Origin of the sequence: Bradyrhizobium sp. CCH5-F6, assembly GCF_001556045.1 — a bacterium.
GTDB lineage: Bacteria > Pseudomonadota > Alphaproteobacteria > Rhizobiales > Xanthobacteraceae > Bradyrhizobium.
The window spans coordinates 90,455-114,376 of record NZ_LSIC01000101.1; the positions used below are offsets into that span (position 1 = coordinate 90,455).

Below are 23,922 nucleotides of genomic sequence, written 5' to 3' on the forward strand. Positions count from 1 at the left end.
GAGATGCACGGGACCGAGCCCATCCGGGAAGGCAACAACGGTCTCGCCGAACGGCAGCGAGCTCAAGCGAAAGTCTGGTTCGAATCGCTTCGCAACAGGATCTGCGCCGAGGTCGAGTTGCTGGAGCGCGAGGCGCCGGCCGAGCTGTTTCCCGCGGAGCCCGCCACCTTCACTTACAAGCCTTGGCAGCGCGCGACCGGCAGCGGCGGCGGTACCGGTGGTTTCCTCAGCGGTGGCAGACTGTTCGAGAAGATCGGTATCCATACGTCATCGGCCAACGGGACGCTTACGCCAGAGATGGCCAAAGCGCTGCCGGGCGGCGGCATTCAGCTCGACTACGTTTCCACGAGCATCAGCCTGATCATTCATCCGCGCAGCCCGCGGGTGCCGACCGTGCACATGAATACGCGGTTTCTGTCGACCGCGAAGGGGTGGTTCGGCGGGGGTGCGGATCTCACGCCGATGCTGCCGGAACAGAGAAGCCAGGATGCGCCTGACGCCGTGACGTTCCACGCCGCGATGAGACAGGCCTGCGACGCTCATGATCTCGCCTATTACGGCAGGTTCAAATCGTGGGCGGATACCTACTTCTTCCTCCCGCACCGCGGTCAGGCGCGCGGCGTCGGCGGCATCTTCTACGATCATCTCAACACTGGCGACTTCGAGAAGGATTTTGCCTTCACGCGCGACGTCGGGCTCGCTTTGCTGGATGTCTATCCCCGGATCGTACGCCGGCGGATGATGGAACCGTGGACCGAAACCGAGCGCGCGCAGCAGCTCGCTTGCCGGGGCCTCTATGTCGAGTTCAATCTGCTCTACGACCGCGGCACCATGTTCGGACTTCAGACTGGCGGCAACATCGAGACCATCCTCAGTTCGATGCCGCCGCTGGTGAGCTGGGCGTAGCTTTCGGCCGAAACCAATTCTGCGCTGTAGCGGTAGCTGCGGAGAGTTGCGCGGGGCGACATCATGGACAGCTATCTTGGTTTCATCGAGCTCTTCGCGGTGCTCATGTTCGCGGCGGCCTGGGGCATCCTCGAACTGGTTTGCCGGCGACTCGACAGAAAGAAGGAAGCCGAACGCGCGAAGCAGCAAAAGCCGACCGCCTCACCCTGACCCCACCAGTTCTACCCCCGCGCCCGCGGCATGCGGAATGGCAGCATGGCCTGCACTATCGGCATTTTGAATCGATCGAGTGACAGGCTCTCGTGCATCAGACTCACGGCCTCACCGAGAAGCCTGGCCGAGACCACCGAGCGGGCATAGAACGGTGCGTCTTCGAGATTCTTGACGATCTTGGCGGAGTTCGCGCTGCGCACGCTGCGGGACATGCGCCAGCCGGTGCGCCTCAGCTCCACCATCGGCGGCGGCTCGAAAAGTTGCAACCGTCCGTTCGGATCGAAGGTCATCGCGAGGTCGACCCTGCTGCCGTCCCGGCGCAGCGCTTCGTAAAGGATCACCGTGCCGTCCTGCATCGCGCCGCGCGACCATTGCCAGTTGGAAAAGCCCTGCTCCAGCGGTGCGTCACCGCAGTTCATGTCGAAATAGCCGTCACCCTCCCAGCTCAGGCGCGGATGATCGAGCCGCACCTGGACGCGCGCGCACGGCGCTATCGGCCACCATCGATGATGACCTTCCCCGTTCAGCAAGAAGGCCTGTTGTGCGATCGCGGTGGGAACCAGTCGGATGGTGCCGCGCAGACGTCCGGGGATCGGAACCGAGATTTCATCGACGTTGATGGTGAGCGATTCGCCGTCCCAGGACAGGTGGCTTGGGCCCACTGTGAACGTGTCCATCGTGCGGATGACCGCCCCGCGCGGCCGCTCCGTCATCGCCCAACGATTGCCGCCGCTTCGATAGACCGCGACATTGACGGCGCAATGATTGAGCGGATCTGTCGGTCCTTTGCGCCGTGCGAATGCGTAATAGGGTGAGAACACGCTGCCGATGAAGGCGATGATGGTGATGCCGTCCTGCCCGTCGTCGCTCAACGCATCGACATACCACCACGCATAGCCGTTCGCCGGAACGACCCGTGAGAAGTCAGGTCCGCGAGCAGGCTGGCTGCTGCCGCTCGACCCGACAATGCCGCCATCGGCACGCCCGGCCCCGGATGCGTGCTGCCCCCCGCCAGGTACAGGCCCGGAATTCTGGTTCGCGCTCCCGGACGCTGGAAAGAGGCCATCCATCCGTGCGAGCTGCGGCCGTAAAGCGCGCCGCCGGTGGCCGGAAACATCCGGTTGAAATCCGCTGGCGTCGTCACTTGCATCGCCGTCGCCTGCGGCTGGATTCGCAGGCCGCATCGCTCCAGCATGCCAAATGTCCTCTGCGTGCATTGCTCCACCTCCGCTGAATCGTAAACGTGCCGGTCGCCATTTGCTGGCGCGTTGACGAGGACCAGGAATTTCTCGGTATCGCCCGGCGCGATATCACGGTCGTCGCGATCCTGGGCGCAGACATAGACGGTCGGCTCGCGAGGGAGCTGGTCGTGTGCGAGAATGTCGTCGAATTCGGCCGCATAGTCGCCCGAGAAGAAAACGTTGTGCCGGTGGAGCGGGAAGCCATCCGGCTTTGCCACGACGCTCCACGTCATGGCTGACAGCGAGCGGGCTCGGAGCGGGATCGCCGTTGTCGCGCGACGGGCAGGGATGCCGAACGCTCCGTCCGCGACAGCGCCGACATCCGCGTTCACGATCACGGCGTCCGCTGCAATGCGTTCGCCGCTTGCCAGCGTGACGCCACTGACGCGGTCGCCGGAGATGAGAACTTCGCTGACCTCTTCACCGTAGCGGATCGTCGCGCCAAAGGAGCTTGCGCAATCCGCCAGCGCTTTGGCGAGCGCATGCATGCCGCCGTCGATGGACCAGACCCCCTCGCGCTCGACATGCGCGACAAGCATTAGCGTTGCCGGCGCAAGATATGGCGACGATCCGCAATAGGTCGCATAGCGTCCGAACAGCTGACGCAGGCGTGGATCGGCAAAGTATCGTCCGAGCGCCGACCACATCGACGAGAAAGGCTTGATTTGCGGCAGCCGCATCAGCCCGCGAAAGCCATCGGCGCCGATCAGTCCGCCCATGCTCGGCTGGGTGGAGCGCAGGAACGGCTTTTCGAGGATCTCGTAGATGCGTCTGGTATCCCGGCAGAAGGCGCGGTAGCCGTCCGCTTCCTCCGCGCCCGCAAAATCCCCGATTGCTTCGACCGTGCGTTCCCGATCCGCAAATAAATCGAGCCGGGCGTGCTCGTCCCAGGCGTGTCTGGCCAGAATATCCAGCGGGCTTAAGCGGACGTGGTCCGCGAAATTCTGGCCGGCTGCGGCGAACAGTTCGTCGAAGACCCAGCGCATTGTGAAGACGGTCGGACCACTGTCGATCAGCGAGGTGCCGATCGCGATCTGCCGCATCTTGCCGCCCGGCGAGGCGGCGCGTTCGAGAACAGTTACGTCGAGGCCGCGTGCTGCGAGCGCGAAGGCGGAGACGAGCCCTGCGACGCCGCTGCCGACAACGACAACACGATCTCTGGGCATAGGCGACCGGCTCCGGGTTGTCCGATTGACAAGTGTCTATATTTCTTTACACTTCATTGGACAAGATAAATTGACATTCCTTTTGTCGAGCACGGGAGGCTGCCATGGACGTCACGAGCCGGATCGAACGGGCCCTCAACGACGCGATTGACCAGGCCGAGCTCCCCGGCTGTCCGCCCCGGTTGGCGGCGGCCATGCGTTACGCGGTGTTTCCCCGCGGTGCGCGGGTGCGGCCAAGGCTATGCCACAGCGTCGCTGCGGCCTGCGGCGAGGATCATCCCGCCGCCACTGACGCTGCCGGCGCCGCGCTCGAGCTCCTGCATTGTGCCTCGCTCGTGCATGACGACCTGCCGTGCTTCGACGCGGCAGAGACGCGGCGCGGCCGTCCTTCCGTGCACAAGGCGTTCGGCGAGCCGCTCGCGGTTCTCACCGGAGATGCGCTGATCGTGCTCGCATTCCAGACTCTGGCGCGTCTTCAATGCACGCCGGAGCGGTTGGCCACGCTCACCCTGACGGTGGCCCGATCCGTCGGCGTGCCCTCGGGCATCGTCGCAGGGCAAGCCTGGGAATGCGAAGAACAGATCGATCTCGCGCATTATCACCGCGCCAAGACCGGTGCGTTGTTCGCCGCGGCAACCGTGGCAGGGGCCGCATCAGCCGGCGCCGATTGCGAGCCGTGGCGGATGGTCGGGGAGAAGCTCGGCGAGGCCTATCAGGTCGCCGACGATATTCGTGATGCGGCCTCGGACGAAGACGAGATCGGCAAGCCCGTCGGCCGCGACCTCGCGCTCGGGCGTCCCAGCGCGGTGATCGAGCTCGGCCTCGATGGCGCGCTTTACCGTCTGCATGACCTGGTGCGCGGCGCGATCGATGCGATCCCGCCCTGTCCCAATGGCGCCGAGCTGCGTTCGCTGATGCTCTCGGAAGCCAGGCGCCTGGTGCCTGCCAAGCTTGCCCAGTTCGCTGCGTAGCCACCATGGCTGCGATCACGCATCGTGAGGGCGGTGGTGAGACATCCGACACGGCGCGCGGTGCGGACATCGTACCTTCGGGGCACGGCGTGTCTCGGCTGTCTCTGCATGATCGCCTGCTGGCCTGGCGCGATTCGATCCTCGCCAGTTCGCGTTTCCAGCGATTTGCAGCCAATTTCGCACTGACGCGGCCGATCGCGCGACGCAGGGCAAGCGGGCTGTTCGATCTCTGTGCCGGCTTCGTCTATTCGCAGGTTCTGTTCGCGTGCGTCCGTTTGAACCTGTTCGATCAACTGGCGGATGGCCCGCTGAGTTCGGCAGAGCTGGCATCGCGTGTGCCGTTGCCGGCCGATGCGACGCTGATGCTGCTCGATGCGGCGGTCTCGCTGCAACTGCTGCAGCGGCGCAGCGACGGCCGTTACGGTCTCGGTTCGCTCGGCGCTGCCCTGAGGGGCAATCCCGGCGTCGTTGCCATGATCAAGCATCATGCGATGCTGTACGACGACCTGCGGGATCCGATCGCGCTGCTGCGCGGTGACGTCGGGGCAGGGCATCTCGCCGCGTACTGGCCTTATGCAGGTAATCGCAAGGCTGCCAATCTGTCGCGTGAGGCGATCGCGCCTTACACCGCATTGATGGCGGCGTCTCAACCGATGATCTCACAGCAGGTGCTGTCGGCATACTCCTTTCGTAGACATCGATGCCTGCTCGACATTGGCGGCGGCGACGGCTCCTTCATCGCTGCCGTCGCGGCACAGACACCAAAACTGCGCTGCGTGTTGTTCGATTTGCCGGCGGTGGCCGATCAGGCCAGCGAACGGTTTCGTGTGGAGGGTCTGTCATCACGCGCGGTCGCAATCGGTGGGAGCTTCCTTGCGAGCCGTCTGCCCGAGGGCGCCGACATCGTCTCGCTGGTGCGGGTGATCCACGATCACGACGACGCTGACGTCATGACGTTGCTGCGCGCCATTCACTCTTCCTTGCCGATCGACGGCACGCTTCTGATTGCCGAGCCCATCTCCGGCGTTCGCGGCGCCGAGCGGATCGGTGACGCCTATTTCGCTTTCTATCTGCTCGCGATGGGCAGCGGTCGACCGCGCAGCTTGGCGCAGCTGCGCGGCATGCTCACCGAGGCAGGCTTCGGCGATATTGCGCTGCGGCCGGTCGCGATGCCGATGCTGGCGAGCGTGATCACAGCGCGAAAGAACGAGATTGTCGTTAATCAATCTTGACAGTTCAAAATGTAAGTCTAGCATGACAATCGCGGAGTCCCTCCGCATCCGCCGCAGATCGGAGTGGGCGATGGAGACCATCGCGGTAGTTCTCAAGCAGCCGGAGCAGATCGAGCTCAATCGGCTGGCTTTGACTCCTCCGACCGCCGACGACGTCGTCGTGGATGTCGACTGGAGCGGCGTCAGCACAGGTACTGAGCGGCTGCTGTGGTCGGGACGAATGCCTTCGTTTCCGGGCATGGGATATCCGCTGGTGCCCGGCTACGAGTCGGTCGGGCATGTGGTCGAGGCTGGATCCGCCGCCGATCTGCATCCCGGACAACGCGTTTTCGTTCCCGGCGCAAAATGCTTCGGCGAGATTCGCGGCCTATTCGGCGCCTCCGCCTCACGCCTGGTGGTGCCGGCGAAACGCGTGGTCGCACTCGATCAGAGTCTCGGCGAACGTGGAATCCTGCTGGCGCTGGCGGCGACGGCCTATCACGCCATTGCGGCGCGCGGTGCCTCGGCGCCGGACTGCATCGTCGGTCATGGCGTGCTCGGGCGGTTGCTGGCGCGCATCTCCATCGCGGTTCGCAACGAGCCGCCGACCGTGTGGGAGAAGAATCCGGCGCGCATCGGCGGTGCCGTCGATTATGGCGTGATCGATCCCGAGCACGATACGCGGCGCGACTACAAGAGTATCTATGATGTCAGCGGCGATGCAGGACTGCTCGATTCCCTGATCGGCCGCATGGCTCGCGGCGGCGAAATCGTGCTGGCCGGATTCTACAGCGAGCGACTGTCCTTTGCGTTCCCGCCCGCGTTCATGCGCGAGGCGCGGCTTCGCACCGCCGCCGAATGGCAGCCGTCCGATCTCGTCGCGATCAAGTCCCTGATCGAAGCTGGGCGTCTCTCACTCGACGGCCTGATCACCCACCACCACGACGCCAGTGATGCCTCGAATGCCTATCGCATCGCGTTCGAGGATCCGGCGTGCCTGAAAATGGTCCTGAACTGGAGTTCGCTCTCATGAATGTCGTGCCAACCATCAACATGAAGGACGCTCTGCGGGCGGAAGCGTCGATCGAGCCGGACGCGCCGGTGACGACGCCGGCGACCAAGGAGACCCAGATCATCGCGATCTACGGCAAGGGCGGCATCGGCAAGAGTTTTACGCTGGCCAATCTGTCTTACATGATGGCGCAACAAGGCAAGAGAGTGCTGCTGATCGGTTGTGACCCGAAGAGCGACACCACGTCGCTGCTGTTCGGCGGCCGCGCCTGTCCGACCATCATCGAGACGTCGTCGAAGAAGAAGCTTGCCGGCGAGGAAGTGAAGATCGGCGACGTCTGCTTCAAGCGCGACGGCGTGTTCGCGATGGAGCTCGGCGGCCCCGAGGTCGGTCGCGGCTGCGGCGGCCGTGGCATCATCCATGGCTTCGAGCTCCTGGAGAAGCTCGGCTTCCACGAGTGGGGGTTCGACTATGTGCTGCTCGACTTCCTCGGCGACGTCGTCTGCGGCGGGTTCGGCCTGCCGATCGCGCGTGACATGTGCCAGAAAGTCATCGTCGTCGGCTCGAACGATTTGCAGTCGCTGTATGTCGCGAACAACGTCTGCTCGGCGGTGGAGTATTTCCGCAAACTCGGCGGCAATGTCGGTGTCGCCGGCATGGTCATCAACAAGGACGACGGCACCGGTGAGGCGACTGAGTTTGCGCGGACGGTCGGCATTCCCGTTCTTGCGGCGATCCCGGCCGACGACGACATCCGCAGGAAGAGCGCGAACTACGAGATCATCGGATTGCCGGGCGGGCAATGGAGTTCCCTGTTTGAACAGCTTGCCACCAATGTCGGCCTGGCGCCGCCGGTTCGCCCCGCGCCGCTGACTCAGGACGGTCTGCTCGGCCTGTTCAAGGGCGAAGCGGTCGGTCGCGGGGTTGTGCTCGAGCCTGCGACCATGGAGGACATGTGCGGCAAGTCCATCGTCGACAGGCCGTCCCTCGAAGTTGTCTACGACGCGGCGTGACCGGCAGCATGATGCGGAGAGCAACATGAACGTCATTCTGCCGCGATACGCAGGCGCGATAGCCGAATCCGTCGTGAACGATCCCGTCGAGGTCGACGCAGTTGCGACGGATGCCGCCGCTGTGCCCACGATCCACGCCGCGGCGACCAAGAGCGACGGCCTGGGCTGTCATGCCGGTGCTGATGAGCTCAAGGCCGCCGCCAGTGTTGCGGGAAAGAGCGACATTCTCGATCGTTATGCCGTCGACTATCCCAAGGGTCCGCATGACCAGCCGCAAAGCATGTGCCCGGCGTTCGGTTCGCTCCGAGTCGGCCTGCGGATGCGGCGCACCGCGACGATCCTGTCGGGCTCGGCTTGTTGCGTCTATGGGCTGACCTTCACTTCACATTTCTACGGTGCGCGACGCACGGTTGGCTACGTTCCCTTCAATTCGGAGACATTGGTCACCGGCAAGCTGTTCGAGGACATCCGCGAAGCCGTCTTCAAGCTCGCCGATCCCGCGCTGTACGACACCATCATCATCACCAATCTCTGCGTACCGACGGCGTCCGGCGTTCCGCTCGATCTGTTGCCGGACGAAATCAACGGCGTGCGCATCATTGGCATCGACGTACCGGGCTTTGGTGTGCCGACCCATGCCGAGGCCAAGGATGTACTGGCAGCGGCGATGCTGGAATATGCCCGCAAGGAAGTGGAGCAGGGGCCGGTTCAGGCGCCGCGCGGCGGCAAGAGCGAACGGCCGACAGTTACCCTGGTCGGCGAAATGTTTCCCGCGGATCCCGTCGGCATCGGCATGATGCTGGAGCCGCTTGGTCTTGCGGCCGGTCCGGTGGTGCCGACGCGGGAGTGGCGCGAACTCTATGCCGCGCTGGATGGCTCCGTCATTGCCGCGATCCATCCGTTCTACACGGCGAGCTTCCGCCAGTTCGAACTGGCCGGCCGCAAGATCGTTGGCTCCGCGCCGGTCGGCCACGACGGCACCGAAGCTTGGCTCGAATCCATCGGCGCGGCCTGCAACGTCGCGCGCGAGAGAATAGACGCCGCCAAGAATCGTTTCCTGCCGATGATCAAGGCGGCGTTGGCCGCAAAACCGATCGACGCGCGCATTACGGTCTCTGGCTACGAAGGTTCAGAACTGCTCGTCGCGCGGCTGCTCATCGAGAGCGGCGCTCGCGTGCCCTATGTCGGCACAGCCTGCCCAAGGACGCAATGGTCAGACGCCGATCGGGAATGGCTGGAGGCCAGGGGCACGCGGATTCAGTACCGCGCATCGCTGGAGATGGATCTGGCCGCAGTCGGCGAGTTCAAGCCCGATCTGGCCATCGGCACGACGCCTATCGTCCAGAAGGCAAAGCAGCTCGCCATCCCGGCGCTGTATTTCACCAATCTGATTTCGGCGCGGCCGTTGTTCGGCGTCGCCGGTGCCGGCTCTCTGGCGCAGGTCGTCAATGCCGCGCTCGCCAATCAAAGCCGTTTCGACGAGATGAAGGAATTCTTCGGCGATGTCGGCGAAGGCCACGCTGCCGGCGTCTGGGAAGACACGCCGATTGAAAACGTGGCTTTCCGGGAGAAGCACAAGAAGCAGATCGAAGCCCAGGCCAGGAAGCGCAAAGCCGAGGAGATGATCTGATGCTGGTCCTCGACCATGATCGCGCGGGCGGTTATTGGGGCGCGGTCTATGCCTTTACCGCAGTGAAGGGCATGCAGGTCATCATCGATGGTCCGGTCGGCTGTGAGAATCTGCCGGTCACTTCGGTGCTGCACTATACTGATGCGTTGCCGCCGCATGAGCTACCGATCGTGGTAACGGGCCTCGGCGAGGAAGAACTCGGTCAGACCGGCACCGAAGGTGCGATGAAGCGCGCGCACCGTGTGCTCGATCCCTATCTGCCGGCAGTGGTGGTCACGGGTTCTATCGCCGAGATGATCGGCGGCGGCGTGACGCCGGAAGGGACCAACATCAAGCGCTTCCTGCCGCGCACCATCGACGAGGATCAGTGGCAGAGCGCCGATCGCGCCATCGTCTGGCTCTGGAAAGAATATGGCGTCAAGAAGATTCCCGAGCGCAAGCCGCGCGTTGAGGGTGTCAAACCGCGCGTCAATATCATCGGCCCGATCTACGGCACCTTCAATATGCCGTCCGACCTCGCGGAGATCCGCCGGCTGATCGAGGGCATCGGCGCCGACGTCAATATGGTGTTCCCGCTCGGCAGCCACCTCTCCGACATTCCGAAGCTGGTGAATGCGGACGTCAACGTCTGCATGTACCGCGAGTTCGGCCGGATGCTGTGCGAGGCGCTGGAGCGGCCCTATCTGCAGGCGCCGATCGGCCTGCACTCCACCACCAAGTTCCTGCGCAAACTCGGCGAACTGCTTGGCCTAGACCCCGAGCCGTTCATCGCGCGCGAGAAGCACACCACCATCAAGCCGCTGTGGGATCTCTGGCGGTCGGTGACCCAGGATTTCCTCGGCACAGCCAGCTTCGCCATCGTCGCCAACGAGACTTATGCGCGCGGCGTCAGAAACTTCCTGGAGACGGAAATGGGCCTGCCATGCACCTTCTCCTTTGCGCGCAAGGCCGGCGTCAAGCCGGATAACGATGCCGTACGATCTGCGGTGCGCGAGAAGCCGCCGCTGATCCTGTTCGGTAGCTACAACGAACGCATGTACCTGGCCGAGGCTGGTGGCCGGGCGATCTATGTGCCGGCGTCGTTTCCGGGCGCGGTGATCCGCCGTCACACCGGCACGCCGTTCATGGGTTATTCCGGCGCCACTTATCTCGTTCAGGAAGTCTGCAACGCGCTGTTCGACGCGCTGTTCAACATCTTGCCGCTCGCGGCCGATCTCGATCGTGTCGATCCGACGCCGGCCCGGCTGCACGAGGAAATTCCCTGGAGCGACGAAGCCAAGGCGTTGCTCGACGAGGTGCTGGAGGCCCATCCGGTGCTGGTGCGAATCTCGGCAGCCAAGCGCCTGCGCGATGCCGCCGAGAGCGGCGCCCGCCAGGCAGGCGAGGCGCGCGTCACCACGGATTTCGTGACCAGAGCGCGCACGGCGCTGATCAGTGGAGCGCCAGCATGAGAATGGTCAAGGCCGGCCTGTTTCCGGTGATTCCTCATCCGCACGTGCAAGGCCGCAATCGGGAGGTGATTTCGATGTCCGACTATGCTTATGGCGATCGACCGAGGACACAGGGCGCGAACAAGTCAGTCGAAACGCGGGTGATGTTCGGCGCGTGCTACATGGCCTTTCTGTTCCGGGCTGTGGTCGCACGGCTGATCCCCTGGCGCAAACGGGCGGCATTCGATCAATCAAGGAATCGCGAGTCGATCTTCACGGAGGCCCGCACTGCTGCGGGCACGATCGTGACGTCGTCGTTCATGGGCTTGTGACCGGGATTCCGTCCGGCGGTCGCCGGGTGGATAAGCGCCGTATCGAAAGGTCCGGCATTCGCTGTCGCCCACGCTCGGGCGGCGAACGGCCGTAAGGCCATCACTAGGAGGATACCAAATGAAGGACGGTTCCTTATCGGGGCTATCCGAAGCCGAAGCCAAGGAATTCCATTCGATATTCATGACGAGCTTCCTGCTCTTCACGGCTGTCGCGGTGGTTGCCCATATCCTCGCCTGGATGTGGCGTCCCTGGTTGCCCGGCCCGGGCGGCTACAAGACGACGGCGCTGGATAGCATCCAGCACGTCGCCAGCGTCGCTCTTTCGTACCTGACATAAAGGGAGGCAACCATGTGGCGAATTTGGCTTCTGTTCGATCCGCGCCGTGCCTTGGTCGCGCTCTTCACGTTCCTGTTCGGACTGGCGATCGTGATCCACTTCATCCTGCTCTCGACCGACCGGTTCAACTGGTTGGACGGGCCCCGCAAGGCGAAGACGTCAGAGATCACTCTGCCGTACACACCACCAAGCATGCCGTCCTGATGGCATGACGAACTGCGTACCGGAACGGACGAGGCAGGATCGAGCGACCCGTCTCGTCCGCTTCCGGTAGCGACCACGATGATGGCTACGCTGGTTTTCGCAGGCGGAGGAACGATCGATGGCTATGCTCAGCTTTGAAAGAAAATACCGCGTTCGCGGCGGAACGCTCGTCGGCGGCGACCTGTTCGACTTCTGGGTCGGCCCGTTCTACGTCGGGTTCTTCGGGGTCACGACGGTGTTCTTCTCGTTCGTCGGCATCGCGATGATCCTCTGGAGCACCGCGCTCGGCCCAACGTGGAATCTCTGGCAGATCAGCGTGAACCCGCCGGACGTCAAGTACGGCTTGTCTTTCGCTCCGCTGCAGGAAGGCGGCATCTGGCAGATCGTCACGGTCTGCGCACTCGGCGCCTTCGTTTCCTGGGCGCTACGCGAGGTCGAGATCTGTCGCAAGCTCGGGATCGGCTACCATGTGCCGTTCGCCTTCGGCTTCGCGATCTTCGCCTATTTCAGCCTGGTGGTGATCCGGCCAGTGCTGATGGGATCCTGGAGCTACGGTTTCCCCTACGGCATCATCACTCATCTCGATTGGGTGTCCAACACCGGCTACCAGTACGGCAACTTTCATTACAACCCCGCGCATATGATCGCCATCACGTTCTTCTTCACGACGTGCCTGGCGCTGGCGCTGCACGGCGGCCTCATCCTGTCGTCGACCAATCCTGACAAGGGTGAACCGGTCAAGACGCCCGAGCACGAGAACACGATGTTCCGGGATCTGATCGGCTATTCGGTCGGCACCATCGGCATCCATCGCCTCGGACTGTTCATCGCGCTATCCGCGGTGTTCTTCAGCGCGGTCTGCATCGTGATCAGCGGACCATTATGGTCGGAAGGCCAGGCCTGGTCGGAGTGGTGGAACTGGTGGCGCAATCTTCCGATCTGGTCATCCAACTAATTTCGGTCGTCAGAGAGAGTCCTGAGCCATGGCCCAATATCAGAACTTCTTCACGCAGGTGCAGGTGCGCAGCACCATCTACCCCGGAATTCCGATCCAACCCGGAATATGGGTTCGTTCCAGCGAGGGCCGGTTCAGCTACTGGCTCGGAAAGATCGGCGACGCCCAGGTCGGCCCGGTCTATCTCGGATTTCTCGGACTTGCCTCCATCGCCTGCGGCATCGTTGCGATCGAGATCATCGGCCTCAACATGCTGGCGTCGGTGAACTGGAGCCCAATCGAATTCGTCAGGCAACTGCCCTGGCTTTCGCTGGAACCGCCGAAGCCCGAATACGGCATCAGCTTTCCGCCGTTGCAGGAAGGTGGGTGGTGGTTGATGGCCGGCTTCTTCCTGACCACCTCGATCCTGTTGTGGTGGGGACGAACATATCGGCGAGCGCGGGCGCTCGGCATGGGTACGCACGTGTCGTGGGCCTTCGCATCCGCGATCTGGCTCTATCTGGTGCTTGGCTTCATCCGGCCGCTGCTGATGGGGCAGTTCAGCGAAGCCGTTCCCTTCGGGATATTCCCGCATCTCGACTGGACCAACAATTTCTCGATCACGCACGGTAACCTCTTCTACAATCCGTTCCATATGCTCTCGATCGCGTTCCTGTACGGCTCGGCCCTGCTGTTCGCCATGCACGGTGCGACGATCCTCGCGGTCAGCCGTTACGGCGGCGAGCGCGAGATCGAGCAGATCGTCGACCGCGGCACGGCGCTGGAGCGGGCGGCCCTGTTCTGGCGCTGGACCATGGGCTTCAACGCGACGGCCGAGTCGATCCATCGCTGGGCCTGGTGGTTTGCCGTGCTTTGTCCGCTGACGGGCGGCATCGGGATCCTGCTCTCCGGCACCGTCGTCGACAATTGGTTCGACTGGGGCGTCAAGCACGGTCTAGCGCCGCCGCGATAATTCACATGAGGTTTTGGACGCGCGCCGGATTGCAACATGCCGCTGCGACGCGCGTGCGCTTTCATCGTCTTCCCGGCTCGGCTGTCCGAGACGACGCGGCGGCGTACGGCCCAATACGGGCTTCGTGCGTCAACAAAAACGGGTTCGAGGAACGCTAGGTGAGAGATCACGGGTTGTTGGAGGATATTTGCCCTGGTTCAGGTGTTCAAATCTCCGAAGGAGTCGCTGGGGAATCTCGGCGCATTGCCGCTCGCGAACCTGATCGCGGTGGCCAGCGACGTCGCTGTGATCATCGACGGCGAGGGAGTGATTCGGGACGTTGCCTTCAACAAGGAAGACCTTTCGCTCGAGCTCGACGCCCATGGCCGCTGGCTCGGTTCGAAGCTCGCCGAAGTCGTCACCTCGGAAACCAGTTCGAAGGCCAGGGAACTGCTCCAGGATGCGATGAGCCGAAAACTGTCGATCTGGCGTCAGGTGAACCATCCGTCGCCCGGAGGCGTGGATATTCCCGTGCTGTATTCGGCAGTCAACATCGGACGCAACGATCGCTTTGTCGTTGTCGGTCGCGACCTGCGGCCGCTCGCGGCGATGCAACAGCGGCTCGTCAACGCCCAGCAATCGATGGAGCGCGACTATGTCCGGTTGCGCCACGCCGAAACACGCTATCGTTTGCTATTTCAGGTCTCGTCGGAAGCTGTCATGATCGTTGATGCGTCCAACAATGCCATTCTTGAGGTCAATCCGGCGGCGCTGGCACTGCTCGACGAGAGCGCGCCGCAGGTTCTGAAATCGAATCTTTCCTCACATTTCAATGCGGCGGATGCCGAGCCGGTCCAAACCCTTCTGTCGAGCGTTCGCGCCACCGGTCGTGACGGCAATGTTCGTGCCCGGCTTGCGAAGGGAGACCGCGAGTGCCGTGTCGCCGTGTCCCAGTTCCGGCAGGAGAACGCGACCTTGTTTCTGGTCCGTCTGTCGTCGCAGCAGGTGCCGCCGCAAGCCGGCGCGACGAAGGCAGCATCGGGCTTGCTGGAGTATTTCGAAGCCGCGCCCGACGCGTTGGTCATCACCGGGCACGACGGCCGCATCGTCAAGGTGAACCCGGCATTCACGGAGATGGCGCAGCTCGGCAGCGCGGAGCAGTCGCGCGGCGAATCACTGGATCGCTGGCTCGGCCGCGCCGGCGTCGACTTTGCGGTGGCTTTCGCCAATCTTCGCCAGACCGGTTCGATCAAGCTGTTCTCGACTTCGCTGCGCGGTGAGCATGGCGCGACGACGGATGTTGAGGTCTCGGCCGTATCTCTGATCCAGGACGACCGCAAGCAGGGTTTCGGTTTCGCGATCCGCAATGTCGAGAAGCGTCTTTCGGCATCGCCGTCCTCGGCCCGCGAGCTCCCGCGCTCTGTCGCCCAACTCACCGAACGGATCGGCCGTGTGCCGCTTCGCGATCTCGTACGCGAGGCCACCGACGTCATCGAAAAGCTCTCCATCGAGGCTGCGCTGGAATTGACCGGCGACAACCGCGCATCCGCTGCGGAGATGCTCGGGCTCAGCCGTCAAAGCCTATATGTCAAGCTCCGGCGCTTCGGGCTTGCCGAGCACGCGGGTGATGGGGAGGCCGAAGATGACTAGTGCCGTTGTCAGTCATCCCGCGCCATCGGTCATTCTCGAACTGCTGAAGCCGATCACCTGGTTTCCGCCGATGTGGGCCTTGGGATGCGGGATCGTGTCATCGGGCGTTTCGCCGGGCCAGCGTTGGCCGATGATCATCGCCGGCGTGCTGCTGGCGGGACCCATGGTCTGCGGCACCAGCCAGGCCGTGAACGACTGGTATGACCGGCATGTCGATGCCATCAACGAGCCGGACCGGCCGATTCCGTCGGGACGTATTCCCGGCCGCTGGGGTCTCTATATCGCGATCGTGTGGACGGCCCTCTCGTTGTTGCTTGCGACCACGCTCGGCACCTGGGGCTTTGCTGCTGCAATCGTCGGTCTCGTGCTGGCCTGGGCCTACAGCGCACCGCCGATCCGCCTCAAGCAGAACGGCTGGTGGGGTAACGCCGCGTGCGGACTTTGCTACGAAGGTCTACCCTGGTTCACCGGGGCCGCTGTGATGAGCGCATCCGCGCCCGATTGGCGTGTCGTTTTGATCGCGCTGCTCTACAGCATCGGCGCCCACGGCATCATGACCCTCAACGACTTCAAGTCCGTCGAGGGCGACAAGCGGATGGGGATCGATTCGCTCCCTGTGCTGCTCGGCGTCGGCAATGCTGCGCGCTTTGCCTGTCTGGTGATGGCGGTGCCGCAGGTTGCTGTCGTGGCGCTGTTGCTGGCATGGCAGCGGCCATTTTATGCGGCGGCAGTTGCTGCGTTGGTGCTCGCGCAGTTGTTTCTGATGGTCCATTTCCTGAAAAGCCCGCGCGAGCGCGCGCCTTGGTACAACGGTACCGGGATCAGTTGCTATGTCGTTGGTATGCTCATCAGCGCCTTCGCGCTGGCAGCACTGAAAGTGAGCTGATCATGAACAAGCCGGTTCTTTCATGGTTAGGCATCGTCAGGCTGGGCCTGGTTCAGACCGGCCTCGGTGCGGTCGTGGTCCTGACGACCTCGACGCTCAACAGGGTCATGGTGGTCGAGCTGGCGATGCCCGCGATCCTGCCGGGGGCGCTCGTTGCCATTCACTATGCGCTTCAGGTTTTCCGGCCGGCATGGGGCCATGGTTCCGATATCGGCGCCCGGCGGACGCCGTGGATCGTCGGCGGCATGGCGGTGCTCGCAACCGGCGGCTTGACGGCCTCGGTCGCGACGGCGTGGATGACGACGCATCCGTTGTTTGGCATCGCGCTTGCGGTTGTTGCCTTTTGCCTGATCGGCGCGGGTGTCGGCGCCGCCGGTACGTCGTTGCTGGTGCTGCTCGCCAAGCGCACCGACGACAACCGTCGCGCGGCGGCGGCGACCATCGTCTGGGTGATGATGATCGCCGGCTTCATCGTGACCACTGGTGTTGCCGGCCATTGGCTCGATCCCTTCTCGCCAGTGCGACTGATCATTGTCTCGGGATCGGTATCCGCGGCGGCGATGGTTCTCACCGTCGTCGGCGTATGGGGTGTCGAGGGAAGTTCCGTCGCCCGCGTCCCGCCGGTTTTGAGTTCGCCGACGCGTCAGGCGTCCTTTCGCGAAGCTTTCATGGAAGTATGGACCGAATCAAAATCGCGGCGGTTCGCGATCTTCGTCTTCGTTTCGATGCTGGCCTATAGCGCGCAGGATCTGATCCTCGAGCCGTTCGCCGGCGCGGTGTTTGGCTTCACGCCCGGCGAAACGACGAAGCTCTCGGGTGTCCAGCATGCGGGAACGTTGATCGGCATGGCATTGGTGCCGTTGATCGGCGCCGTCTATCCGCGGTCTCGCGGCAACCTTCATATCTGGACCATTGGCGGGTGCATCGCTTCGGCGATCGCGCTGTCGTGCTTGGCGGTAGCGGCGGTCGTTGGATCGTCCTGGCCGTTGCGTGAGACCGTGTTCATGCTCGGCGTCACCAACGGGGCCTATGCGGTGGCCGCGATCGGCTCGATGATGGCGCTGGTCGGAGCAGGCGGCGAGAAGCGCGAGGGAGTCCGGATGGGCCTGTGGGGCGCGGCGCAGGCGTTCGCGTTCGGGATCGGCGGATTCCTGGGCACGCTGGCCAGCGACGTCGCGCGCTACGTCCTGACGTCGCCGGCGTTGTCCTATTCTGCGGTGTTCGCATCGGAGGCAGGCCTGTTCGTCGCTGCCGCCGTCATGGCCGTTTGGGTTCATCGCCCGCCGGCAAAGGACGCGATGCAGCAACGCGTGCCCGATAAGTTTCCGGTTGCTATCGCAGAGGGAGCGCGGTCATGACCAGTTCGGAGATCTTCGATGTCGTGGTTGTCGGCGGAGGACCGTCCGGGGCGACGGCAGCACACGATCTCGCCAGGCTCGGGCGGAGTGTGTTGTTGCTCGACCGTGCCGGTCGCATCAAGCCTTGCGGCGGGGCTGATCCGTGATTTCGATATTCCCGATCATCTGCTGGTCGCACGCGTCAATTCCGCCCGGATGGTGTCGCCGTCGGACCAGCAGGTCGACATGCCCATCGACGGGGGCTTCGTCGGCATGGTCGACCGCGAAATGTTCGACGAATGGTTGCGGACACGTGCCGCGGAGGCCGGCGCGAAGCGGCGAACCGGGTTGTTCAAGCGTTTCGAACGCGACGAGTCCGGGACGACCGTCGTCCATTATGAAAAACGTGCCGCCGACGGGACGATGGTGGAAAGCTCGGTTCGGGCCCGCGCGTTGATCGGCGCCGATGGCGCATTGTCGGCCGTTGCACGACAATGTCTTCCCGGCGCGGATCGGCTGCCTTATGTGTTTGCCTATCATGAGATCGTTCGCGCGCCGCCGGCGGTGTCCAGCTTCGATGGCACACGTTGCGACGTCTACTACCGCGGCAGCGTGTCTCCCGACTTCTACGGCTGGGTCTTCCCGCATGGCGACACGGTCAGCGTCGGCACAGGCTCCGCCTGCAAGGGATTTTCATTGCGGGAGTCCGTGGGCGGCCTGCGCGATGCCGCGGGGCTTGGGGCGTCCGAGACCATTCGCCGCGAAGGCGCCCCGATCCCGCTGCATCCGCTGCCGCGGTGGGACGATGGGCACAGTGTGCTGCTCGCCGGCGATGCGGCGGGCGTCGTTGCCCCCGCGTCAGGCGAGGGGATTTACTACGCGATGATCGGCGGACGCTTGTCGGCGGAGGCGGTCGACGAGTTTCTGGAGACCGGGAGCGCCAAGGCCCTGCGCAATGCGCGAAAGCGCTTCATGCGGTTGCACGGTGTCGTGTTCTGGATTCTCGGCGTGATGCAGTGGTACTGGTACTCCAACGATCGTCGCCGCGAGCGCTTCGTCAGCATCTGCCGCGACCGCGACGTCCAGAAGCTGACGTGGGATGCCTATATGAACAAGGAACTGGTTCGCGCCAAGCCGGTCGCTCATGTGCGCATCTTCTTCAAGAATCTTGCCCACATGGCAGGACTGGCATCGGCGTAATGGCCACCCGCGGCAGTTTCTGGAAGCCCGTCCTGATCGCAGCTTCGGTCGCGATCTTCATCGCGGTGCTCGGCGGCACGCTGACCGACACCGGGGTCTGGTACCAGAGTCTGCTGAAACCCTCATGGCAGCCGCCGGACTGGCTGTTCGGCCCCGCCTGGACCTTGATCTTTGCGCTGGCGACCGCCTCGGCGGTTGACGCCTGGCGCAGCGCCGAGAGCCGTGCGCAACGGGAATGGGTCATCGCGCTGTTCGCCCTGAACGGATTTCTCAATGTGTCGTGGAGCACGCTGTTCTTCGCTCTGAAGCGTCCGGATTGGGCGTTGATCGAGGTGGCGTTCCTGTGGCTCTCGATCCTGTTGCCGATCATCGTGTTCTGGCGCTTCGCCAGGCCCGCAAGCCTCTATCTGGTGCCCTATTTGTTGTGGGTGTCGTTCGCCGCATTTCTCAACCTCACGGTCGTCCGCCTCAACGCACCGTTTGCGTGAGGAACGGTTGCCTGGACCGGCCCTCCATGTGATCTTGCGGCATGGCTGACCTGTTCGCGAGTGGACACCTCGTCGATCTCATTCTCGCCGTGGTCGTTGTCGAGGCTGCGGTCTTGTTCGTCTATTGGTCTCGTACCCGGCGGGGCATTGCGCCACGCGACCTGTTACCCAATCTATGCGCCGGTGCATTTCTTCTGCTTGCGCTACGCGCGACCCTTGCCGGCAGCGGCTGGATGTTGGCAAGTCTCTTCCTCGCGGCCGCCGGTCTCGCGCATCTGACAGACGTCGCCCGGCGGTGGCGCAACTAGAGCCGTTCCCGTTCCAATGGAATCGGAGCGCGGCTCTAGCTTCTTGTTTTGACGCGTTTTCTTGACGCGAACCGGTGCCCACTTCGCTCGAAAATGCTCTAGCCACCGCGCCGGTCCTGCGGCGGCTGACTATTTCTTTTCGGAGAATTTGTTGAGGTAGGCGATGACGTCCTTGCGCTGCTGCTCGTCGGTAAGCTTGAACGCCATCTTCGTCGAACCGGTCGCCAGATCCGCTTTGCCCTTTTCGGTCAGGAATTTCTTCAGGAATGCGTTCGGATCGGACAGATACTGGAAGATCAGGTCGTCGGACCAGACCAGTCCGTTCTCGCCGGCGGCCTTGTTGAGCGCCGAATAGGCGAAGCCTGGCGCCGTTCCCGACTGGCGGCCGATGACGCCGGTCAAGGCCGGACCAACCAGGTTCTTGGCATCCGGCCCGATGCGGTGGCAGGTCATGCACTGCTTGAAAACCTGCTCGCCTTTGGCCGCATCCTGTGCGAAGGCCGCGCTGCCTGAAAAGACCATGGCTGCCGCAGCAAAAGCAAAAACTTCGAATTTCACCGGCACGTTTGAACTCCCTGACTTCTTTTTGGTCTCGACCTGAGTGTTAGGATACATTGACAGTTGTAAATATCAATTAGAGTTGTCGGTTCCTGACGTTCTTTTTGAGCGGGGTCAATCGAGCTTCCCGTGGATTGTGCTAGCTGGGATCGATCGACCGGATTCCTGCCGCGACGGCACAGCCGGTGTCAGGCAAATGTGACAACTAAAACCTTCAAAACAAAGGTGTTTCTTGACTTTGCGCGGGATTTTGCGCATTCCTAGCAAGCAGGGCTTCAGTTTCGGGTGCCAAGTGTCAGGCAACATTGGCACGTCGTGTGCATCGCCCGACTGCCGTCGTTTCAACAGCTTCACGCTTCCGCAAAGAATGATCGGCAGATAACAGAATGGCCGCATTACCGACCGTACAGCCCGACATCACCCTCCTGCTCGACATGGAAGGGGTGATCCGCGAGGCGACGCTGTCTCCGTCGATGGGCAGCGAGAGCGTCGATGGATGGCTCGGCCGACCGTGGGTCGAAGTCGCCGGCGAAATGGGCGGCGAGAAGGTGAAGCGGATGGTCGACGACGCCCGGGTCACCGGCATTTCGGCCTTCCGCCAGATCAATCAGCGCTTTCCGAGCGGCCTCGAAATTCCGATGGAGTACACCACGGTGCTGCTGGGCGGCCGTGCCGGGATGCTCGCGATCGGCAAGAACCTGCAGGCGGTCGCCGAGTTGCAGTCGCGCCTGATCGCGGCCCAGCAGACGATGGAGCGCGACTATTGGAAGCTGCGCGAAATCGAGACCCGCTATCGGCTGGTATTCGACGCATCCAACGAAGCCGTCTTGATCGTATCGGCCGCCAATCTGCGGATACTGGAAGCCAACCGTACCGCGATTGAAGCGCTCAATTCGCCGCGTCGCCGCAACGAGGACATCGCGGGCCGCGAACTGCTGCACGACATCGCCGCTCAAGACCGCGACGCGGTTCGCGAAGTGCTGGCGCGCATCCGCGAGCGTGGCAAGGCGCTGAGCATCCTCGTGCATCTTGGACCCGAAGCCAAGCCTTGGATGCTGCGGGGCTCGCTGATGACGGCGGAACCCGGCCATGTGTTTCTGCTGCAATTCACTGCAGCTACCGACCTGTCGGTTTCGAAGGAGAAGGGCGAGCCTTCGACCGTCGAAGAGTTGATCGAGCACTTGCCGGACGCGTTCGTGGCGCTCGATGCAACCGGCATCATTCGCCATGCCAATCAGGCCTTCCTCGATCTGGTGCAGGTCGGCTCGAAGGCGTCCGCAGTTGGGGAATCGCTTGGACGGTGGCTCTGGCAGCCGGGCGCCGATCTGAATGCACTTCTTTCGAATATCCAGCGCCACAAGACCGTCCGGCTGTTCACGACGTCGGTCCGCGGGGAACTCGGTACCGAGACCGAGGTCGAGATCTCGGCCGGAACCGGGGAGGGCGAGCCGGGTCAGATCGGCGTGCTGCTTCGCAACGTAGCCCGTCGCCTGCCGTCGGGCAGCGAGAGTGATTTTCTGCGCACCGCGCTGGGCTCGATGAGCGAGCAGATCGGCAAGTCGTCGCTCCGCCAGCTCGTCAAGAATACGGTTGGCGTCGTCGAACAGCACTATGTGAAGCAGGCGCTCGAGCTTGCGGGTGGCAACCGGACGGCGACGGCTGAACTTCTGGGATTGAGCCGCCAGAGCCTTTATGCAAAGCTCAATCGTTACGGCCTGGACGACAAGGAGCCGGACGTCGAGGAAACCCCAGAGGACTGAGTTGGCGCTGCATTCGCTCGCTACACCAGCATTCGGAAAAGCCGACCTTTCGAACTGCGAACGGGAAGAGATCCATCTCGCGGGCTCGATTCAGCCACACGGCGCCCTGTTGGTCGTCAGCGAGCCCGATCACCGTGTCGTGCAGGCCAGCGCCAATGCCGCGGCGTTTCTCAATCTGAAGCAAGTCGTTGGCATGGCGCTCGCCGATCTCGATGGCGATCTGCTGGTTCGAATTCTTCCGCACCTCGACCCGACCGCCCAGGGAATGCCGATCGCGGTGCGCTGCAGGATCGGAAGCCCCGGCGCCGAATATGACGGACTGTTGCATCGTCCGCCCGAAGGCGGGCTGGTCATCGAGCTGGAGCGGGCCGGACCGTCGGTCGATTTGACCAGACACATCGCCAAGGCGCTCGAGAAGATTCGCACCGCGTCCTCGATTCGCGCGCTGTGCGAAGAGGCCGCGACCTTGTTTCAGGATCGTACCGGTTACGACCGGGTCATGGTCTACCGTTTCGACGACGAGGGACACGGCGAAGTCTTTTCGGAACGCCGCAAGCCGGAGCTCGAAGCGTATCTGGGCAATCGCTATCCTGCGACCGATATTCCGCAGATGGCGCGGCGGCTCTATGAGCGTACGCGAGTCCGCGTGCTGGTGGATGTGAACTATCAGCCCGTCCCGCTGCAGCCCCGGCTTTCGCCCATTACGGGGCGGGATCTGGACATGTCACTCTGCTTCCTGCGCAGCATGTCGCCGATCCATCTTCAGTACCTGAAGAACATGGGCGTGGGCGCCACCCTGGTGATCTCGCTGGTGGTCGGCGGAAAGCTGTGGGGCCTCGTCGCCTGTCACCATTACGAACCGCGCTTCATCCATTTTGAATTGCGGGCGGTCTGTGAACTGCTTGCCGAGGCGATCGCGACACGCATCGCCGCGCTCGAGAGCTTTGCGCAAAGCCAGTCCGAGCTCTTCGTGCAACGGCTCGAGCAGCGAATGATCGAGGCCATGTCGCGCGAAGGCGACTGGCGAGGCGCGATCTTCGATAGCTCGCAATCGATCCTCCAGCCGCTGGGAGCGAGTGGAAGCGCTCTGATCTACGAAGGTCAGATCATCTCGACCGGCGAGGTGCCGGGAACGCAGGAAATCAGGGAGATCGGCGCGTGGCTGGACACGCATCGCGATCGGTCTGTGATGGCCACGGCATCGCTCGGTCTGGATCTCCCCCAATTCGCGGGAATCACGAAGGTCGCGAGCGGCATCGCGGTGACGCCGATTTCCAGCAATCCCGGCGAATACCTGATCTGGTTCCGGCCGGAGCGCATCCGCACGGTGACCTGGGGCGGCGATCCGTTGAAGCCGTTCGTCATCGGCGACAATCCGCTGGATCTGTCGCCGCGCCGGTCGTTCGCGCAGTGGCATCAGCAGGTCGAGGGCACGTCCGAGCCCTGGACGCCCGCCGACCTCGCCGCTGCCCGCCTGATCGGCCAGTCGGTGGCGGATATAGTGCTGCAATTCCGCGCGGTGCGCACCCTCATCGCTCAGGATCAGCTCGAACAGTTCAGCCGCCATGTGCGCGTGTCCGAGCAACCGGTAATCATCGCCGACATCGACGGCAGGATCCTGCTGATGAACGAGGCGTTCAAGACATTGCTGCCGAAGGATCACACTGCGTTCGATCGGCTTGACGAGCTGGCCGGGGCATTTCAACAATCGGACCGTTTCCTTCGCGATGTTGCGGACCTCATTCGTCACCATCGCTCGTGGCGCGGCGAGTTGCTGTTGCGCAGCGAAAGCAACCAAGAAAAGCCGTTGATGATAAGGGCCGATCCCGTGCAGCCGTCGCGCGACCGGGTGCTCGGCTTCGTGCTGATCTTCACCGATATCACCGACCGAAAGGCCGCCGAGCTCGCGCGCAGCCGTTTCCAGGAAGGCATCGTTCAGAGCAACCGGATCGGCAGCGTTCGTCTCGATTCCAAGACCGACCTCGTCTACCAGAACCTGCTGTCGTCGGTGATCGAGAACGCCCAGCTCGCCGCGCTCGAAATCACCTATGGTGTGGAGACCGGCCGGATCGCCGAGATGCTCGAGAGCGTCCGTAATTCGACGCTGCGCACTGCCGAAGTGCTGGAGCATCTGATTTGGCATGCTTCTCGCACGTCGGGCAGGGGCAAGCCGAACGCCTGAA

The 23,922-nt window shown here is 63.2% G+C and carries 23 protein-coding genes and 1 pseudogene; 21 read left to right on the top strand and 3 right to left on the bottom strand.

All coding sequences use genetic code 11. From position 1 onward, the window contains the following. Window positions 1-3 precede the first annotated feature (3 nt). On the top strand, window positions 4-906 hold the full coding sequence (hemF, locus tag AX729_RS18355) for an oxygen-dependent coproporphyrinogen oxidase (RefSeq protein ID WP_061025513.1): 903 nt from the start codon (window positions 4-6) through the stop codon (window positions 904-906). Between the two features lie 63 nt (window positions 907-969). After that, the gene (locus AX729_RS40525; RefSeq protein ID WP_197433621.1) at window positions 970-1,116 is read left to right on the top strand and encodes a hypothetical protein; all 147 of its coding nucleotides are present in this window, start codon (window positions 970-972) and stop codon (window positions 1,114-1,116) included. A gap of 11 nt (window positions 1,117-1,127) precedes the next feature. Here AX729_RS40525 and AX729_RS18360 read toward each other — a convergent pair whose 3' ends face one another. After that, entirely contained in the window at window positions 1,128-1,991 is an 864-nt protein-coding gene (locus tag AX729_RS18360) for a carotenoid 1,2-hydratase family protein (RefSeq protein WP_245325252.1), read from the bottom strand. Continuing rightward, window positions 1,988-3,526 carry a 1-hydroxycarotenoid 3,4-desaturase CrtD gene (crtD, locus tag AX729_RS18365; protein ID WP_061025514.1) on the bottom strand — a complete coding sequence of 513 codons (1,539 nt, stop codon included), beginning with the start codon at window positions 3,524-3,526 and terminating at the stop codon, window positions 1,988-1,990. Before crtD ends, AX729_RS18360 begins: the two co-directional genes overlap by 4 nt. 104 nt (window positions 3,527-3,630) lie before the next feature. On the opposite strand from crtD, the gene AX729_RS18370 reads away from it, so the two are divergent. The 17 genes and pseudogenes from AX729_RS18370 (at window position 3,631) to AX729_RS18450 (ending at window position 19,421) form a co-directional block, all read left to right on the top strand. Next, window positions 3,631-4,497, top strand: coding sequence for a polyprenyl synthetase family protein (locus AX729_RS18370; protein ID WP_061025516.1), 867 nt, complete (start codon window positions 3,631-3,633; stop codon window positions 4,495-4,497). A gap of 89 nt (window positions 4,498-4,586) precedes the next feature. Continuing rightward, window positions 4,587-5,729, top strand: a complete 1,143-nt coding sequence (locus tag AX729_RS18375; protein ID WP_061025643.1) for a methyltransferase — start codon at window positions 4,587-4,589, stop codon at window positions 5,727-5,729. A gap of 70 nt (window positions 5,730-5,799) precedes the next feature. Next, window positions 5,800-6,741 carry a chlorophyll synthesis pathway protein BchC gene (gene bchC, locus AX729_RS18380; RefSeq protein WP_061025517.1) on the top strand — a complete coding sequence of 314 codons (942 nt, stop codon included), beginning with the start codon at window positions 5,800-5,802 and terminating at the stop codon, window positions 6,739-6,741. Next, entirely contained in the window at window positions 6,738-7,733 is a 996-nt protein-coding gene (locus tag AX729_RS18385) for a chlorophyllide a reductase iron protein subunit X (RefSeq protein WP_061025520.1), read from the top strand. Before bchC ends, AX729_RS18385 begins: the two co-directional genes overlap by 4 nt. 25 nt (window positions 7,734-7,758) lie before the next feature. Next, complete coding sequence (bchY, locus tag AX729_RS18390) at window positions 7,759-9,363, top strand: chlorophyllide a reductase subunit Y (RefSeq protein ID WP_082770468.1); 1,605 nt, start codon at window positions 7,759-7,761, stop codon at window positions 9,361-9,363. Then, complete coding sequence (gene bchZ / locus AX729_RS18395) at window positions 9,363-10,814, top strand: chlorophyllide a reductase subunit Z (RefSeq protein ID WP_061025522.1); 1,452 nt, start codon at window positions 9,363-9,365, stop codon at window positions 10,812-10,814. Before bchY ends, bchZ begins: the two co-directional genes overlap by 1 nt. Before the next feature lie 2 nt (window positions 10,815-10,816). Then, entirely contained in the window at window positions 10,817-11,125 is a 309-nt protein-coding gene (locus AX729_RS18400; protein ID WP_245325253.1) for a hypothetical protein, read from the top strand. Window positions 11,126-11,243: 118 nt separating this feature from the next. Continuing rightward, window positions 11,244-11,462, top strand: coding sequence for a light-harvesting antenna LH1, beta subunit (pufB, locus tag AX729_RS18405; protein WP_021076708.1), 219 nt, complete (start codon window positions 11,244-11,246; stop codon window positions 11,460-11,462). 12 nt (window positions 11,463-11,474) lie between these two features. Next, a complete protein-coding gene (pufA, locus tag AX729_RS18410) occupies window positions 11,475-11,666 on the top strand; it encodes a light-harvesting antenna LH1, alpha subunit (protein WP_015684467.1) in 192 nt (63 codons plus the stop codon). Between the two features lie 118 nt (window positions 11,667-11,784). Next, a complete protein-coding gene (gene pufL / locus AX729_RS18415) occupies window positions 11,785-12,621 on the top strand; it encodes a photosynthetic reaction center subunit L (protein WP_061025524.1) in 837 nt (278 codons plus the stop codon). A gap of 28 nt (window positions 12,622-12,649) precedes the next feature. Further along, entirely contained in the window at window positions 12,650-13,573 is a 924-nt protein-coding gene (gene pufM, locus AX729_RS18420; RefSeq protein ID WP_061025526.1) for a photosynthetic reaction center subunit M, read from the top strand. A gap of 243 nt (window positions 13,574-13,816) precedes the next feature. Next, the gene (gene ppsR, locus AX729_RS18425) at window positions 13,817-15,202 is read left to right on the top strand and encodes a transcriptional regulator PpsR (protein ID WP_245325254.1); all 1,386 of its coding nucleotides are present in this window, start codon (window positions 13,817-13,819) and stop codon (window positions 15,200-15,202) included. After that, window positions 15,180-16,088 (top strand): chlorophyll synthase ChlG, encoded by a 909-nt coding sequence (chlG, locus tag AX729_RS18430; RefSeq protein WP_245325255.1) that lies wholly within the window; start codon window positions 15,180-15,182, stop codon window positions 16,086-16,088. The genes ppsR (AX729_RS18425) and chlG overlap by 23 nt, the downstream gene beginning before the upstream one ends. Window positions 16,089-16,090: 2 nt before the next feature. Continuing rightward, window positions 16,091-17,446, top strand: coding sequence for a BCD family MFS transporter (locus tag AX729_RS18435; protein ID WP_061025530.1), 1,356 nt, complete (start codon window positions 16,091-16,093; stop codon window positions 17,444-17,446). Next, window positions 17,443-18,625, top strand: a pseudogene (locus tag AX729_RS18440) (geranylgeranyl diphosphate reductase). Before AX729_RS18435 ends, AX729_RS18440 begins: the two are co-directional and overlap by 4 nt. Beyond that, a complete protein-coding gene (locus AX729_RS18445; protein WP_061025531.1) occupies window positions 18,625-19,113 on the top strand; it encodes a TspO/MBR family protein in 489 nt (162 codons plus the stop codon). The pseudogene AX729_RS18440 and the gene AX729_RS18445 overlap by 1 nt, the downstream one beginning before the upstream one ends. Window positions 19,114-19,154: 41 nt before the next feature. Next, window positions 19,155-19,421: a hypothetical protein gene (locus tag AX729_RS18450; RefSeq protein ID WP_061025534.1), complete on the top strand. Its 267-nt coding sequence runs from the start codon at window positions 19,155-19,157 to the stop codon at window positions 19,419-19,421. A 129-nt stretch (window positions 19,422-19,550) separates the two neighbouring features. Here AX729_RS18450 and AX729_RS18455 read toward each other — a convergent pair whose 3' ends face one another. Next, entirely contained in the window at window positions 19,551-19,943 is a 393-nt protein-coding gene (locus AX729_RS18455; protein WP_061025536.1) for a c-type cytochrome, read from the bottom strand. 422 nt (window positions 19,944-20,365) lie between these two features. On the opposite strand from AX729_RS18455, the gene ppsR (AX729_RS18460) reads away from it, so the two are divergent. Then, window positions 20,366-21,739, top strand: coding sequence for a transcriptional regulator PpsR (ppsR, locus tag AX729_RS18460; protein ID WP_061025537.1), 1,374 nt, complete (start codon window positions 20,366-20,368; stop codon window positions 21,737-21,739). Between the two features lies 1 nt (window position 21,740). Then, complete coding sequence (locus AX729_RS18465; protein ID WP_061025538.1) at window positions 21,741-23,921, top strand: GAF domain-containing protein; 2,181 nt, start codon at window positions 21,741-21,743, stop codon at window positions 23,919-23,921. Window position 23,922: the final 1 nt, after the last annotated feature.

Excerpts from the sequence above, each read along its gene's own strand:
- bchZ (WP_061025522.1), top strand. The coding sequence starts at position 9,363 with ATGCTGGTCCTCGACCATGATCGCGCGGGCGGTTATTGGGGCGCGGTC.
- AX729_RS18370 (WP_061025516.1), top strand. The coding sequence starts at position 3,631 with ATGGACGTCACGAGCCGGATCGAACGGGCCCTCAACGACGCGATTGAC.
- bchC (WP_061025517.1), top strand. The coding sequence starts at position 5,800 with ATGGAGACCATCGCGGTAGTTCTCAAGCAGCCGGAGCAGATCGAGCTC.
- ppsR (WP_061025537.1), top strand. The coding sequence starts at position 20,366 with ATGGCCGCATTACCGACCGTACAGCCCGACATCACCCTCCTGCTCGAC.
- AX729_RS40525 (WP_197433621.1), top strand. The coding sequence starts at position 970 with ATGGACAGCTATCTTGGTTTCATCGAGCTCTTCGCGGTGCTCATGTTC.
- AX729_RS18450 (WP_061025534.1), top strand. The coding sequence starts at position 19,155 with ATGGCTGACCTGTTCGCGAGTGGACACCTCGTCGATCTCATTCTCGCC.
- pufA (WP_015684467.1), top strand. The coding sequence starts at position 11,475 with ATGTGGCGAATTTGGCTTCTGTTCGATCCGCGCCGTGCCTTGGTCGCG.
- pufM (WP_061025526.1), top strand. The coding sequence starts at position 12,650 with ATGGCCCAATATCAGAACTTCTTCACGCAGGTGCAGGTGCGCAGCACC.
- crtD (WP_061025514.1), bottom strand. The coding sequence starts at position 3,526 with ATGCCCAGAGATCGTGTTGTCGTTGTCGGCAGCGGCGTCGCAGGGCTC.
- AX729_RS18455 (WP_061025536.1), bottom strand. The coding sequence starts at position 19,943 with ATGGTCTTTTCAGGCAGCGCGGCCTTCGCACAGGATGCGGCCAAAGGC.
- hemF (WP_061025513.1), top strand. The coding sequence starts at position 4 with ATGCACGGGACCGAGCCCATCCGGGAAGGCAACAACGGTCTCGCCGAA.
- AX729_RS18435 (WP_061025530.1), top strand. The coding sequence starts at position 16,091 with ATGAACAAGCCGGTTCTTTCATGGTTAGGCATCGTCAGGCTGGGCCTG.
- AX729_RS18385 (WP_061025520.1), top strand. The coding sequence starts at position 6,738 with ATGAATGTCGTGCCAACCATCAACATGAAGGACGCTCTGCGGGCGGAA.
- pufL (WP_061025524.1), top strand. The coding sequence starts at position 11,785 with ATGGCTATGCTCAGCTTTGAAAGAAAATACCGCGTTCGCGGCGGAACG.
- bchY (WP_082770468.1), top strand. The coding sequence starts at position 7,759 with ATGAACGTCATTCTGCCGCGATACGCAGGCGCGATAGCCGAATCCGTC.
- AX729_RS18400 (WP_245325253.1), top strand. The coding sequence starts at position 10,817 with ATGGTCAAGGCCGGCCTGTTTCCGGTGATTCCTCATCCGCACGTGCAA.
- chlG (WP_245325255.1), top strand. The coding sequence starts at position 15,180 with ATGGGGAGGCCGAAGATGACTAGTGCCGTTGTCAGTCATCCCGCGCCA.
- AX729_RS18445 (WP_061025531.1), top strand. The coding sequence starts at position 18,625 with ATGGCCACCCGCGGCAGTTTCTGGAAGCCCGTCCTGATCGCAGCTTCG.
- pufB (WP_021076708.1), top strand. The coding sequence starts at position 11,244 with ATGAAGGACGGTTCCTTATCGGGGCTATCCGAAGCCGAAGCCAAGGAA.